The following is a 14,682-nucleotide window of genomic DNA, read 5'->3' as shown; positions in this document are numbered from 1 at the left end:
TAGTAAAATTCTAAACAATCTAATGTGCTTAGCGAAGATATAAAAAACCAAATAAAGTCAATAACACAATCCATTTTTCATGATGTTGTTTCATATAGAAGATGGATTCATCAGCATCCTGAATTATCTTTTCAGGAAAAAAAGACATCAGATTTTATTTGCAAAATTTTAAAGAAAAACAATATATCATATTCCTCTAATATTGCTGGTTATGGTGTAGTTGCTACTATTAAATGTAATAATCCATCAAGTCAAGTAATTGGGGTTCGGGCTGATATGGATGGACTTCCTATTCAAGAGAAAAATAATGTCACTTATAAATCAATTAATGATGGAGTCATGCATGCCTGTGGTCATGATGCACACTCTGCTATTGCTTTAGGAGTTGCTATAGTTTTGAATGAATTAAGAAATAAATTAATTGGAACCATTAAAATTATTTTTCAACCCGCAGAAGAAAAGTTGCCTGGTGGTGCTTCATTAATGATTGAAAGTGGAGTTTTGTTAAAGCCTAAAATTGATAAAATGTTGGCTTTACATGTTTTGCCAGAAATGGAGGTCGGAAATGTAGGTTTTCGCAGTGGTCAGTATATGGCTGCTTGTGATGAATTATATGTTTTAATGAAAGGTCGAGGAGGGCATGCAGCATTACCAAATAGTGTGATTAATCCAATTACTTCATCTGCAGAACTTATACTTAATATCAAACAAGAAGTTTCTAAATTAAATTTTAAGGAAAAATACATACTAGAATTTGGAGATTTTCATGCTTATGGTGCTTCCAATGTTATACCTGAAGAAGCTAAGATTTCGGGTACTTTACGAACCTTAAATATGAATTTTAGAAAACTAGCACATGATATTATTATAGATGAAGCAAAAAAAATACAACATAAGTATAAAACAATTTGTGAGCTTGAAATTAAAAAAGGATATCCTGTATTATTTAATGATGTTAATCTTACAGAAGCATGTGTGAAATGGAGTCAACAATTTCTAAATCCTGAGCTTGTTAAGCAATTGGATATTAGAATGGCTTCAGAAGATTTTTCATACTTTTCTCAGCAGGTTCCCTCTTGTTTTTTTCGCATCGGCGTCGGTAATAAGATTAAAAATATTTCCCACTCTGTTCATACACCTTATTTTGATATTGATGAAAAAAGTTTAGAAATAGGGGTTGGATTGATGAGTTATTTGACTGTTGCTAATTTGCTAGGTCTGAAAACAACTTAACTCTAACTAATCTCAGTTCAGCTTCATCGTATTCTCCCTCAAAATATTTTTCAGCATTGGATATAGAGTCATTTTCAGCTTCATTTAGAAAATAGTCGCGTATTTCTTCTTGTTGTTGATCATCTAAAATGTCATTAATATGATAGTCAATATTGATTTTGGTACCTGAATTCACAATGTTTTCAATTTCATCCAATAAAATATCAGAACTAATATTTTTTTGATCAATTATATCATCAAATTCAAGTTGTCTATCAGCACTTTGGATAATAAAAATTTTTAAATCATTCTTTTTAGGTTTTGATTTGACAACAAAATCTTGTGCTCTTTCAATATTATTTTCATCTACGTATTTTCTTATTGCAACAATAAATTCACTACCATATTTTTCAGCCTTTCCTTTGCCTACGCCAATAATATTTCGAAGTTCTTCCATGGTTGTAGGATATTGTATTGACATGTCTTCTAAGGAAGGATCCTGAAATATTATAAAAGGAGGGATATTTTTCAACTCCGAAATTTTTTTACGTATTTTTTTTAAAATATAAATAAGATTATTATCGATTGACACGTGTGAAGATGTTATTGATGGATTTGTATTTAATATTTTATCCATTATTCTGAATTCGTATGGTTCTTTTAGAAAACTTTCCCCTTCTTCGGTAATTAAAAGTGTTCCGTATGATTCAGTATTTTTGGTAATTAAATTTCCAACGATAGCTTTTCTAATTATTTGTTGTATTTCGAAGGTTTCTATTTTTTCTCCCTTATTAAAATTTTTTAGGTTGTTGATTTTACAATTATTTATATTATTTGATAAGCCGTGAAGTATTTGAGTTATTTGTTGCGAGTTAAATTTATTTGATGATTCTTGGATGGTTTCTAAAATCAATTGTAATTCTTTTTGTACATTTTTTAAATTTTTTTTGATATTGCAATTATTACATTTTTGTTTACAATGATGATCTTGGTATTCCTCTCCAAAATAGTGTAGTAATTTTTTTCTTCTACAGTCAGAACTTTCAATATAGGCCACAATTTCTTCTAATAATTGTGTACTAATTTCCTTTTCATATATGTTTTTTTTAGAATTAAAAGCTTCGAATTTTTCTACATCTAAAGGGTCATAAAATAAAATACAATTCCCTTCACCTCCATCTCTGCCGGCTCTTCCTGTTTCTTGATAGTAGTTTTCTAAACTTTTGGGTAAATTGTAGTGAATAACAAATCTAACATCTGGTTTATCAATACCCATTCCAAATGCAATAGTTGCTACCACAACATCAATATCCTCCATTAAAAAAGCATCTTGTGTTTTTCTCCGAACAGATTGTTCTAGTCCAGCATGGTAGGGTAGACTTTTAATATTATTTAGATTTAAAATCTCAGATACTTCTTCAGCCTTTTTCCGTGAAAGACAATAAATTATACCAGATTTTCCCTCATGAAGTTTAATATATTTAATTATATCTTTATCTATATTTTCCTTTGTTTGTATTTTGTAATTTAGATTAGGACGATTAAAGGATGAAATAAATAAGTTGTTATTTTCTATACCCAAATTTTTTATAATATCCTTTTTCACTTTTTCTGTTGCTGTAGCAGTTAATGCCATTATAGGTTTAGTTCCAATCTTTGCAATCGTGTTTTTAAGTTTTCTATAATCGGGTCTAAAATCATGTCCCCATTCAGAAATGCAATGAGCTTCATCTACTGCAAAAAAAGAAATTTGAAAACTTTTAAAAAAAGCAAAATTTTTTTCTTTACTAATTGTCTCTGGTGCTACGAATAATAATTTAGTTTTTCCACTGGTTACAGCATTCATAACTTGCTGTATTTCGTTTTTATTTAGTGTTGAGTTGAAAAAGTGAGCAATATCATGATTCTTAGAATAACTTCTTATTGAATCTACTTGATTTTTCATTAGGGCTATTAATGGAGATATAATTATAGCAACACCGTCTAAAATAAGCGAGGGTAATTGATAGCATAATGATTTCCCACCACCAGTTGGCATAATAATAAAGGTATTGTGGCCCTCTAAAATAGAAGTAATTGCTTTTTCCTGATTGCCTTTGAATTTTTTAAAGCCAAAAAAATCATGTAAGTTTTTATTTATGTCAATTTGAATCTTTTTCATTCCTAAGTGATATTTTGAAAAAATACCGTTAATTTTATCTACATTAATATAATTCTTTTTTTTAGATTATAACACATGAAACACGGTATTGATATCATTAAGGTTGCAAAAGAATTAATCAACGATCAATTACAAGAATTAACTAAGTTATACAATACCATTGGTAATGATTTTATTAATGTAGTAGATACAATTACAAATTGTCAGGGCAGATTAATTATTATTGGTTTAGGTAAAAGCGGCATAATTGGGAGAAAAATAGCAGCTACTTTAAATTCTACTGGAACCTTATCATCTTTTATTCACGCTAGTGATGCATTGCATGGTGATTCAGGCAATATTAATTTCAATGATATTGTCATGTTTATTTCAAATAGTGGTAATACTGATGAGTTAAGGCAATTAATTCCGCTTGTTAAAAAAATGAAAGTGCCTGTAATTGCAATGACTGGAAATATAAATTCCTTTTTAGCATGTGAAGCAGATTATGTTTTAAGAGTAAATGTTTCTAAGGAAGCATGTCCAAATAACTTAGCACCAACAACTAGCACAACAATGCAATTAGTTATGGGTGACGCAATAGCAATTAGTTTATTGAAAATTAAAAATTTTTCTAAGGAGGATTTTGCTAAATATCATCCTGCGGGATCTTTAGGTAAGAAGTTAAATATGGAAGTGTCTGATTTATGTAATCAATCAAATCCTCCCATGGTTTTAGTCGATGATAGATTGGATAAAATTATTTTTGAAATATCTTCGAAAAGACTAGGTGCTACGGCTGTATTAGATTCTAATAATATTGTGGGAATTATTACTGATGGTGATCTTCGCAGAATGCTTGAAAAGAGCTCAGAAATTAAGACAATTTCTGCATCAATATTAATGACTAAAAATCCAAAAGTAATTCAAAAAAATTCTTTATTATATGAAGCATTTAGTTTAATGAAACAACATAATATAACACAGTTGATTGTACAAGATGCAGAAAAATATGCTGGTATAATTCATTTACATGATATTTTAAAATGTAATATTTTTTAAAGATTAATATGATGGGTCAAAACAGTTCTAAGCAATCATTCATTAGCCATTTAGAAATATTAAGGTGGCATTTTTTTAGATCATTTATATCTATTTTAGTTGGTACTATAATTGTTTTTTTTAATAAATCTTTTGTTTTTGATAAAATTATTTTTGCATGTAAGGAAAATAGTTTTCCTACTTATGTTTTTTTATGTCAGGTTTCAGATAAATTATGTATAAAGGATATGCCTTTTATCTTGATGAATATTGAGATGGCTGGTCAATTCATGATGCATATTTTAGTTTCTGTTGTTGGTGGTGTTATAATATCATTTCCATATATATTATATGAACTATGGTTATTTGTTTCACCTGCAATGTATAAAAGTGAAAAAAAGACATCTGTAATTATGTTTCTTATTGCTTTTTTTCTTTTTATTTTAGGTGTGCTTTTTGGATATTATGTGATAATTCCATTTTCGATTAATTTTTTAAGTTCTTATAATATTAGTGGTGTTATAGAAAATAATATTCATTTTATTTCATTTATTAAAACATTTACAACAATTATTCTGACTACTGGACTACTTTTTCAGTTGCCACTTGTTATTTTTGGTTTAACAAAGTTTAACTTAATAACACCTAACCAGTTAGTACAATATCGAAGACACGCATTCGTTATCATATTAATTATGGCTTCTATTTTGACGCCTCCCGATGTATTTAGTCAGATTTTAATTGGATTGCCAATATTTATTTTATACGAAATTTCAATTTTTATTTCTAGAATCTCAAAACCTAAACTATGAAATTAAGAGCAAATAATTTAAAAAAAAAATATGGTGATAGATATGTGGTTAATGATGTTTCTATTGAATTAGACAATGGTGAAGTTGTTGGTTTATTAGGACCCAATGGTGCTGGAAAGACAACTACTTTTTATATGCTTGTTGGACTTGTTAAGTCTTTTGAAGGCAGTGTTCTTTTAGGCGACAACAATATTTCAAATGATCCTATGTATATAAGATCTAGAAAAGGTGTTGGTTATTTACCTCAACAGCCATCAGTTTTCACTAAGATGAATGTTGAAGATAATATTTTATCAGTCCTAGAAACCACTAAGCTGACGATTGATAAACAACATGAGGAATTAGAAGGTATTCTAATTGATTTTGGATTAGCTAGAATTCGAAAGACAAAAGCAAATTTGTTGTCCGGTGGAGAACGCAGGAGGTTAGAGATTGCTCGCGCAATTTCTAATCAACCTAAATTTATTTTATTAGATGAGCCATTTGCGGGTGTCGACCCAATTGCAATTCAAGATATTCAAAATATGATTAAGAAACTTAAAGATAGAAATATAGGAGTATTAATTACTGATCATAATGTCAGAGAAACACTTTCTATCACTGATCGATCTTATTTGCTTTACGATGGAAAAATTTTGAAGTACGGCAATACTATTGATTTAATTAATGACCCTGAAGTTAGGAGGTTGTACTTAGGAGATAATTTTAGGTTTTAATAGCTTTTATTGTAAATTCATATTGTTCTGTAATTTGATTGACTAATAGTTTCTTACAAATTTCTTTTACTGTTGCTTCTGCAGTATTTTGATTATCACTTTCAACTTGTAAAGATATATGTTTTCCAATTCTAATATTCGATATATTATTTATTCCTAATTTCGAAGTGTTATTTTCTACTGTTTTACCTTGCGGGTCTAGTAGTGCATCTTGAGGCATAATGTTTATTTGTACTGCAAATTTCATATTACTTTTCATTAAAATTATTAATTAAAGACTTATTTCTATATAAGAAATAAAATACTTTCTATATCTACTCCTTCAAATTTAAATATATATAATATAGAACAAGAAATAAAATTAAGACTAATTTTATTTTATCATTTTAATACATATTACTTTTTTACTACTAAAAAGATATTTTTTATTTCCAATTATTGGAATTAATAATAATTAAAAGTTCATTATTGTCGTAGCAACTAAATATTTTATATTTATGATATTATGATTAAAAGATTAATTTTTTCTTTTTTGTCAGCATTTTTGTTATTTATTTGTTGGCCTCCCATTAGTTCATGGACGTGTTTTGTGTTTTTTGCTTTTGTTCCTTTATTAATAGTAGAGTTAGATACTAGCAATAACAAAATAAGTCAAAAACAATTTTTCGGCTATTCGTATTTGACTTTTTTTTTATTTAATTTATTAACTACTTATTGGATTAAGCATGCTCATATTGGAGGGGCTGTATTTGCAATCTTGTGTAATGCTTTATTTATGGCATTGGTGTTTTCACTTTTTTCAATAATTAAGAACAATATTAAATCAAAAAAAACATTTTTTATTTTACCTATTTTATGGTTGGGCTTTGAGTTTTTACACTTAAATTGGGATTTAAGTTGGCCTTGGTTAACATTAGGTAATGTCTTCGCAATCCACTCTCATTGGGTACAGTGGTATTCTTACACTGGAGTGTTAGGAGGGTCATTATGGGTGTTATTGGTCAATATATCTATTATACATATTTATGAAAAAACTCATAAGAGCGGTTTTAGATTTAAATTTCTTTTGTCAACTTTCATATTATTGAGTATACCACTTCTTAGCTCAAATTATTTATACATGAAATATTTCCATTTTTTGGAACCTAACTCTAATAGTATGGACCGTATTAATCTACTTGTAGTACAACCTAATATTGATCCATATAGGGACAAGTTTTCAATTTCTCAAACAAATCAAACTAACGATATGTTAAGTCTTATTAATCCTCATGTTAATGAAAATATTGATTTTATTATTTTGCCCGAAACTTTTTTAGCTCAACCTATATGGGAACATCAGTTTTTCAATAATCTTGATATTAAAAAATTATTTGATTTAATCAATTCTTATAAAATTAAAGCAAAAAGTAGTAATGAGTCTGTTACAACTTATCCTTTAAATATATTTGTTGGAGCAACTACTTTAGCACTGTCAGAAAATAGTCCAACTTCAAAACCTTTAGGCAGTCACAAGAATCAATTTTATAAGGTCTATAACACAGCATTACACCTGCGAAAGAACTCTATTAAAGTCTATGATAAAGTATATCAAAACCAAGATTTATTAATTACCACTTATCATAAATCTAAACTAGTTCCGGGAGCTGAAAAGATGCCGTTTCAAGATTTTTTATTTCCGATTTTAGGGGATCAAATTTTGAAAATAGGTTCTGCTACATCATTAGGCAATTTTTCTTCTCAAGATTCTTTATCTGTCTTTAAGTCTGTAGCTTTTCCTAGCGACTCAATTAGTAAACATACAGAATACTCTATTGCACCTATTATTTGTTATGAATCAATATATGGGGATTATGTAAGAAGGTTTGTTCAAAAAGGTGCTCAAGCAATATTTATAATAACTAATGATGGATGGTGGAAACAAACAAGCGGATATAAACAACATAGTATGTATGCTAAATTAAGAGCTATTGAAACAAGGTGTTATATTGCACGCTCTGCTAATACAGGAATATCATCAATTATTAATCCTTTAGGAGTAATAGATCATCAAATTGATTGGGATAAAAGTGGAGTAATTAGTGCGAGTATTTTATTGAATAATAATGAAACATTTTATACAAAGCACGGGGATTTTTTAGGAAGAATTGCATCTTTTTTGTCAATTTCCATTTTCCTATTATATCTTGTAAGGAAGAAACTTAAGTTTTCTCATTAAAATATAATTATAACTATTATTTTTGTAAATACTTATAAAGTTATTATTTATGAATGAATTTGATGTTGTAATAATTGGTTCTGGACCAGGGGGATATGTGGCAGCCATTAGATGTGCACAACTGGGCATGAAAATAGCTATTATAGAGAAGTATCCTCAATTAGGTGGAACATGTTTAAATGTTGGTTGTATACCATCAAAAGCTTTATTAGAGTCTTCAGAACATTTTCATAAATCAAAGCATGAATTTAAAGAACATGGAATTAATGTTGGTGCACTGAAAATTGATTTTTCTCAAACATTAAAGAGAAAAGAAAAAATTATTTCAGAGATGCATGCAGGTTTAGATTTTTTAATGAAAAAAAATAAAATCACTGTTTTTGAAGGAACAGGGTCGTTTGTAGATAAAAATACAGTTGCAATTGTTGGTAAGCAAACTACTCAAAAGATACATGGTAAAAACATTATCATAGCAACAGGTTCAAAACCTCTCGTATTACCGTTTTTCAATTTTGATAAACAACGGATTATAACATCGACGGAGGCTCTTTCTCTTAAGGAAATTCCAAGGAAAATGATTATTATTGGTGCCGGAGTTATTGGATTAGAGTTAGGTTCTGTCTATGCTAGAATGGGTTCAGAGGTGTCAGTGGTTGATATTTCTTCTAGTGTTCTATCTTCTATGGATGCAAGTTTGGGTAGAGAATTAAAAAAAGTTCTAACTCGAGACTTAGGTTTTAAATTTTACTTATCACACAAGGTAGAAAAAGTTACAAGTAATGGCAAAAAGGTTGAATTAATTGCTTCTTCCAAATCAAATGAAAAAATTAAACTACATGGAGATTATTGTTTAATATCTATAGGAAGGAGACCTTTTACAGACTCTTTGAATTTAGATTCAATCAATGTTGAAACAAACTCTTCGGGACAAATAAAAGTCAACAAATCACTTATGACCTCACAATCTAATATATATGCAATAGGAGATGTAGTTGAGGGTACTATGTTAGCTCATAAAGCGGAAGAAGAGGGGGTGTTTGTTGCTGAATTAATTGCAGGTCAAAAACCTGAAATCCATCATCATTTAATTCCAAATGTTGTATATACTTGGCCTGAAGTTTCTTCGGTTGGTTTTACTGAAGAAGAATTGAAGAAGTTAGGTAGAGATATAAAAATTGGCACTTTCCCGTTTAAAGCTAATGGAAGAGCTAAGATTTCTATGGATAATGACGGTTTTGTGAAAATTATTGCTGACGCAGTTAATGATGAAATACTTGGTGTGCATATGATAGGTCCTCGATGTGCTGATTTAATTTCTGAAGCAGTGGTAGCTATGGAATATAAAGCAACTGCAGAAGATATAGCTAGGATTACGCATGCACATCCTACTTTTAGCGAGGTGGTAAAAGAAGCAGCACTTGCTGCCACAGAAAATCGTGCTTTACATATATAATAATTGTGTTGATTATTAGTTGTTTACTTTTTTTAGTTTGAATAAGAAAAAAAAAAAATATAAAGTTGCTGATTTAAATAATTTTAAGATTCGTTTGTTAGATTATTTACGTCATCATAAATGTTTTTGTTTTTTAGATAGTAATGATTCGTCATCAAAAAATTCTTTTAATTTTCTAGCTGCATTTAAGCCGAAAAAGCAATTGATAAAACTTGATCATCCATTTGAGGATTTGCAAAATATGATTAATTCATACCAAGACTGGCTCTTCGGATATTTAGGTTATGATTTAAAAAATATAATTGAGGATTTAACATCTAATAATTCAGACAGATTAGCATTTCCTCACATACATTTTTTTATTCCTTCAATTTTAGTCAAGGTAAAAAATCAATCTATTGAAATTATATATGATTCATCATATTCCAGTATAGAAATTGATGATTTATTTGAGCGAATATGTTCAGCAAATTATGTGCAAGATTTTAAACAAAAAATCAAAGTAAAACCCAGAGTGAGCAAAGAAGATTATATTAAAAATATCAACTTAATTAAAAAGCATTTGCAGGAGGGAGATATTTATGAGATGAATTATTGCCAAGAGTTTTACGCCGATAATGTAGATTTAGATCCATTTGCACTTTTTGAATATCTAAACCGAGTTTCAAAGGCACCATTTTCATGTTTTTACAGAGTAAATGATAATTTTTGTTTATGTGCTAGTCCAGAGCGATATTTGAAAAAAGAAGGTGATTCGATCATGTCTCAGCCAATAAAAGGAACAATTAAAAGGTTAAAAGATTTTAAATTGGATTTAGATAATAAACATAAATTAATGACTAGCGCTAAAGATATTTCAGAAAATATTATGATTGTAGATTTAGTTAGAAATGATTTGTCGAGAATTGCTGCAAAGGGAACAGTTAGTGTTACAGAACTAGCCTGCTTGTACAGTTATGAAAATGTACACCATTTAATTTCAACTATTAAATGCGATTTAGATAAAAAATATAATATAGTAGACATAATTAAAGCTACATTTCCAATGGGCTCTATGACTGGAGCACCGAAAATTAGAGCAATGGAGTTAATTGATAAATTTGAAAATACATTGAGAGGTATCTATTCTGGTGCAATTGGCTATATCAGTCCGGAGGAAGATTTTGATTTTAATGTAGTAATTCGTTCTCTTTTTTATAATAAAAAAAATAAATATTTATCTTTTATGGTTGGTGGAGCAATTACTATTGAATCAGATCCAGAATCGGAATATCAAGAGTGTCTAGTAAAGGCAAAATCAATTCTTAAAGTCTTGGGTCAATGAAAACAATTTTTAAAAGAAATTTAAATAAATGTGGTGTTAAAAAAAAATCACATATTTTATTGGCTTTAAGTGGCGGTGTTGATAGTATGGTGTTATTAAATCTTTTCATGAAAACAGGAATCAAATTTTCTATTGCACATTGTAATTTTTGTTTAAGAGGAGATGAATCTGATGGTGATGAAGAATTTATTAGATCATTAAGTGATTTATATAAGATAAAGCTATATGTTAAAAGTTTTGACACAAAGGCCTTTGTAAAAAAAAGTAAAATGTCTATTCAGATGGCCGCAAGATTGTTAAGATATGATTGGTTTCAAACACTTAAAAAAAAATATAATTTTTGTTACATTGCAACAGCCCATCATTATACAGATTCAGTAGAAACTGCCTTAATTAATCTAATTAGAGGGACTGGTATTTCGGGTTTGCATGGTATAAATAATTTACCACATATAATTCGACCTTTACTTAATTTTCAAAAGAGAGAGATACTGAGTTATGCTAAAAAATATGCAATAAATTATAGAGAGGACAGTAGTAATAAAGAAGATAAATATATTAGAAATAAAGTGCGAAATACAATTATTCCGATTATGGAGGAAATCAACCCTAATGTTTTAAATTCTATTGGTTCTACAATTATGCGATTAAAAGATGTTGAATTAATATATAAACAATTTATTTCTGAAAAAAAATCTAGTATAATTACTGAGAGCAATAATGAATATAAAATTAATATTGATTTACTTTTACATCAAACTGCTCCAAAACAAATATTATATGAAATGATTTCAGATTTTGGTTTTTACGATATTGATAGTGTTTTTAAATCATTGTCATCAAGATCTGGCAAGGAGTTTTTTAATTCGGATTTTTATATGATTAAGGATAGAAAAGATTTAATTATAACAAAGCATATTAATAATGACTCAACAGTTATTTATGAAAAATTAAAAAGTTTTAAGAAATATAAATTAAAATTTGAAATTAATACATTAAGGGATTATTGTGATGCAATAAAACATACTAATTTAAATTCAATGTACATATCTTATGAAAAACTTCGTTTCCCTTTATTAATAAGACCTTGGAAAAACGGTGATACCTTTATGCCACTAGGAATGAAAGGATTTAAAAAGGTTAGTGATTATTTTATTGATAATAAATTTTCCTTAATTAAAAAAAAGAAAGCACGTTTACTTATTTCTGATAATAAAATTGTTTGTATTATTGGTGAAAGATTAGATGAAAGATTTAAACTTGTTAAAGAATCTAAAAAGATATATATTGTTAAATCTCTATAAAAAGAATACTATGAAAAAATATATTTTTCTATTATGCACAATTTTTACATTTAATTTATTTTCTCAAATAGAAGACCCTGTTCAATGGTCTTTTTCTGTTGACAGTCTTTCTGAAGACACCAGGTATTTAGTAATTCATGCTGATATTGAAAATGGGTGGAATGTGTATTCACAACATGTTGATCCAGATGGTCCTGTGCCAACCACCTTTACGTTTGCCCCTTCTTCAAATTATCAATTAATAGAATCTGTAATGGAATCTAATACTATAACAAAATTTGATCCTGTTTTTCAGATGGAATTATCCTCATTTCAGAACAAGGCTATTTTTAAACAAAAGATTAAATTGGTAAATGATACATTATCTTTTGTAAAAGGAGAATTAGAGTTTATGGTATGTAACTCAACTATGTGTTTGCCCCCTGATTATGTAGATATGTTATTTGATTTAAAAAAAAAAACTAAGAATCACTTATTATTAAATGACAATCAAAAACACTTAGGCGTAAATAATAAATATAAAATTGCCTCCATTGATCTTGATAATCCAATTGGCGACTGCGGTGAAAAAAAATCTGAAAAATCATTGTGGGGGATTTTTTTATTAGGAATAGTCGGTGGATTTATTGCCCTTTTAACACCGTGTGTTTTTCCCATGATTCCTCTTACAGTTAGTTTTTTTACTAAAGGTTCTAGTAATAAATCAAAAGCAATATATAATGCAGGTCTATATGGTTTATTTATATTTTTGACATATAGTTTTTTAAGTTTACCTTTTCATTTAATGCCAAATATTAATCCAGAAGTTCTCAATGAAATTTCTACAAATCCATGGTTAAATATTAGTTTCTTTTTTATTTTTCTTGTGTTTGCAATTTCATTTTTCGGATATTTTGAAATTACGCTACCAAGTAGTTGGAGTAATACAGCTGGTTCAGGTCGTGATATTGGTGGTATAGTGGGAATATTTTTTATGGCTCTAACTTTAGCTATTGTTTCGTTCTCTTGCACCGGTCCAATTTTAGGATCATTGCTAGCTGGCACTTTATCTTCGGCAACTGCAGATACTGTAAGTTTTTTTGGATTTGAAACAGCTATGGTTTCTGTAAAATTAAGTCTTGCAATGGCAGGATTTGGTTTAGCACTTGGATTCCCTTTTACATTATTTGCTGCTTTCCCCACTTGGCTGAAGTCATTACCTAAATCGGGTGGATGGTTAAATACAGTTAAAGTAATTTTAGGCTTTTTAGAGATCGCCTTAGCAATTAAGTTTTTATCTAATGCTGATCTTGTAGAGCAGTGGGGCTTGATAAAAAGAGAAACATTTTTCTTTTTATGGTTTTTAACATTTATGGGTCTATTTTTATACTTAATTGGTGTGATTAAGTTTCCTCATGATAGTCAAAAAACAAATTTAGGATTTGGTCGAATTTCGTTTGCAGTTTTAACATTTTCATTTGCTATATATTTATTTCCTGGCATTATCGGAAAAAGTTGGTGGCATCATAATTTATTGAGTGGCTTTCCTCCAGCTAAGTATTACTCATACTTGAACCCAGAACATGAAATAAAAAATATTTTTAAAGATTATGAGTTAGGTCTTGAGTATGCTAAAAAATCTAACATGCCAATTATGATTGATTTTACAGGCCAAGCTTGTGTTAATTGTCGAAAGATAGAAGAAGCAATTTGGGTAGAAAAAGATGTAAAAAAAATATTAGATAATGATTATGTTGTTATATCATTATATGTTGATGAAAAAACTCTATTGCCTGAAGAATTACAGGAGACTGTTGATATTGTGACTAGAGATGGTAATGTTAAGAAAAAGAAGATAAAAACAATAGGTAATAAGTGGAGTACACTGCAGAGTTTAACTTTTGCAAACAACACACAACCTTTATATGTTTTAATGAGTCCAGATGAGGAATTGTTAGCTCATCCTATTGGTTACAGTTATGCAAAAAATGTAAATAACTATATTAATTATTTAAATTGTGGTTTGGAGTCGTTCAAATCAAAAAATAACCTGAAATAATTTGCGCTATGAAAATGCCAATATCTGAAATAATAGATCGATTTACTATTACTAGGTTAAAGTCAGAAAGAACTGACGAAGACGTTAAAAATGAACTTCATGTATATAAAGAAGAAATACTTAACTATAAAGTTAATTTAGAAGATTTTATTGAGCGAATGTACGATATTAATGGAAAGATATGGGATACAGAGGGAGACATTAGAAAAGGAACTAAATTGCCACTTGATGAAATAGGACGGTTAGCCCTTCAAGTAAGAGATTTGAATTGTATTAGAAATTCTATAAAAGCTGAAATAGTTGATATGTTTTCGGAGGGTTTTAAAGAAATAAAAGTCAATTACAAAAAAATTAATTACGGACGTAATTAATTTTCTTTAATTAGAATGTATATTCTAATTTGTATCTTTGTTTTAATTTTGAA

General features: G+C 28.6%; 12 protein-coding genes. 10 read left to right on the top strand and 2 right to left on the bottom strand.

What is annotated here, in order from left to right:
- Positions 1-24: 24 nt before the first annotated feature.
- Positions 25-1,233 carry an amidohydrolase gene (locus CBD51_006825; GenBank protein RPG57726.1) on the top strand — a complete coding sequence of 403 codons (1,209 nt, stop codon included), beginning with the start codon at positions 25-27 and terminating at the stop codon, positions 1,231-1,233.
- Here CBD51_006825 and CBD51_006820 read toward each other — a convergent pair.
- Entirely contained in the window at positions 1,205-3,373 is a 2,169-nt protein-coding gene (locus CBD51_006820) for an ATP-dependent DNA helicase RecQ (GenBank protein RPG57725.1), read from the bottom strand. The two genes, CBD51_006825 and CBD51_006820, sit on opposite strands and share 29 nt — an antisense overlap.
- Before the next feature lie 75 nt (positions 3,374-3,448).
- Here CBD51_006820 and CBD51_006815 point away from each other — a divergent pair, with 75 nt between their 5' ends.
- The 3 genes from CBD51_006815 to lptB are packed head-to-tail and all read left to right on the top strand — an operon-like array spanning position 3,449 to position 5,921.
- Positions 3,449-4,414 carry a KpsF/GutQ family sugar-phosphate isomerase gene (locus CBD51_006815; protein ID RPG57724.1) on the top strand — a complete coding sequence of 322 codons (966 nt, stop codon included), beginning with the start codon at positions 3,449-3,451 and terminating at the stop codon, positions 4,412-4,414.
- 8 nt (positions 4,415-4,422) lie between these two features.
- Positions 4,423-5,205: a twin-arginine translocase subunit TatC gene (tatC, locus tag CBD51_006810; protein ID RPG57723.1), complete on the top strand. Its 783-nt coding sequence runs from the start codon at positions 4,423-4,425 to the stop codon at positions 5,203-5,205.
- A complete protein-coding gene (lptB, locus tag CBD51_006805) occupies positions 5,202-5,921 on the top strand; it encodes an LPS export ABC transporter ATP-binding protein (protein ID RPG57722.1) in 720 nt (239 codons plus the stop codon). Before tatC ends, lptB begins: the two co-directional genes overlap by 4 nt.
- Here the strand turns inward: lptB and purS are convergent.
- Positions 5,911-6,168: a phosphoribosylformylglycinamidine synthase subunit PurS gene (purS, locus tag CBD51_006800; protein RPG57721.1), complete on the bottom strand. Its 258-nt coding sequence runs from the start codon at positions 6,166-6,168 to the stop codon at positions 5,911-5,913. The two genes, lptB and purS, sit on opposite strands and share 11 nt — an antisense overlap.
- Positions 6,169-6,426: 258 nt before the next feature.
- On the opposite strand from purS, the gene lnt reads away from it, so the two are divergent.
- From lnt to CBD51_006770, 6 genes are read left to right on the top strand one after another with little or no spacing between them, the layout of a single operon-like run.
- Positions 6,427-8,139, top strand: a complete 1,713-nt coding sequence (gene lnt, locus CBD51_006795; protein ID RPG57720.1) for an apolipoprotein N-acyltransferase — start codon at positions 6,427-6,429, stop codon at positions 8,137-8,139.
- A 49-nt stretch (positions 8,140-8,188) separates the two neighbouring features.
- Positions 8,189-9,592: a dihydrolipoyl dehydrogenase gene (gene lpdA / locus CBD51_006790; GenBank protein RPG57719.1), complete on the top strand. Its 1,404-nt coding sequence runs from the start codon at positions 8,189-8,191 to the stop codon at positions 9,590-9,592.
- 37 nt (positions 9,593-9,629) lie between these two features.
- Positions 9,630-10,916, top strand: coding sequence for an anthranilate synthase component I family protein (locus CBD51_006785; GenBank protein ID RPG57718.1), 1,287 nt, complete (start codon positions 9,630-9,632; stop codon positions 10,914-10,916).
- Entirely contained in the window at positions 10,913-12,220 is a 1,308-nt protein-coding gene (tilS, locus tag CBD51_006780; GenBank protein ID RPG57717.1) for a tRNA lysidine(34) synthetase TilS, read from the top strand. Before CBD51_006785 ends, tilS begins: the two co-directional genes overlap by 4 nt.
- A gap of 10 nt (positions 12,221-12,230) precedes the next feature.
- Positions 12,231-14,258, top strand: a complete 2,028-nt coding sequence (locus CBD51_006775; GenBank protein RPG57716.1) for a hypothetical protein — start codon at positions 12,231-12,233, stop codon at positions 14,256-14,258.
- A gap of 8 nt (positions 14,259-14,266) precedes the next feature.
- On the top strand, positions 14,267-14,629 hold the full coding sequence (locus tag CBD51_006770; protein ID RPG57715.1) for a hypothetical protein: 363 nt from the start codon (positions 14,267-14,269) through the stop codon (positions 14,627-14,629).
- The last annotated feature ends 53 nt before the right edge of the window (positions 14,630-14,682 follow it).

The organism is Flavobacteriales bacterium TMED191, assembly GCA_002171975.2.
Taxonomy (GTDB): domain Bacteria; phylum Bacteroidota; class Bacteroidia; order Flavobacteriales; family TMED113.
Note: the sequence above shows the minus strand (reverse complement) of the source record. Positions and strands in the feature narration are given on the sequence as shown.

What these genes read in the sequence shown, in the direction of transcription:
- CBD51_006820 (RPG57725.1), bottom strand. Translation starts at nt 3,373, where the DNA reads ATGAAAAAGATTCAAATTGACATAAATAAAAACTTACATGATTTTTTT.
- CBD51_006815 (RPG57724.1), top strand. Translation starts at nt 3,449, where the DNA reads ATGAAACACGGTATTGATATCATTAAGGTTGCAAAAGAATTAATCAAC.
- CBD51_006770 (RPG57715.1), top strand. Translation starts at nt 14,267, where the DNA reads ATGAAAATGCCAATATCTGAAATAATAGATCGATTTACTATTACTAGG.
- tilS (RPG57717.1), top strand. Translation starts at nt 10,913, where the DNA reads ATGAAAACAATTTTTAAAAGAAATTTAAATAAATGTGGTGTTAAAAAA.
- tatC (RPG57723.1), top strand. Translation starts at nt 4,423, where the DNA reads ATGATGGGTCAAAACAGTTCTAAGCAATCATTCATTAGCCATTTAGAA.
- CBD51_006775 (RPG57716.1), top strand. Translation starts at nt 12,231, where the DNA reads ATGAAAAAATATATTTTTCTATTATGCACAATTTTTACATTTAATTTA.
- lnt (RPG57720.1), top strand. Translation starts at nt 6,427, where the DNA reads ATGATTAAAAGATTAATTTTTTCTTTTTTGTCAGCATTTTTGTTATTT.
- lpdA (RPG57719.1), top strand. Translation starts at nt 8,189, where the DNA reads ATGAATGAATTTGATGTTGTAATAATTGGTTCTGGACCAGGGGGATAT.
- lptB (RPG57722.1), top strand. Translation starts at nt 5,202, where the DNA reads ATGAAATTAAGAGCAAATAATTTAAAAAAAAAATATGGTGATAGATAT.
- purS (RPG57721.1), bottom strand. Translation starts at nt 6,168, where the DNA reads ATGAAATTTGCAGTACAAATAAACATTATGCCTCAAGATGCACTACTA.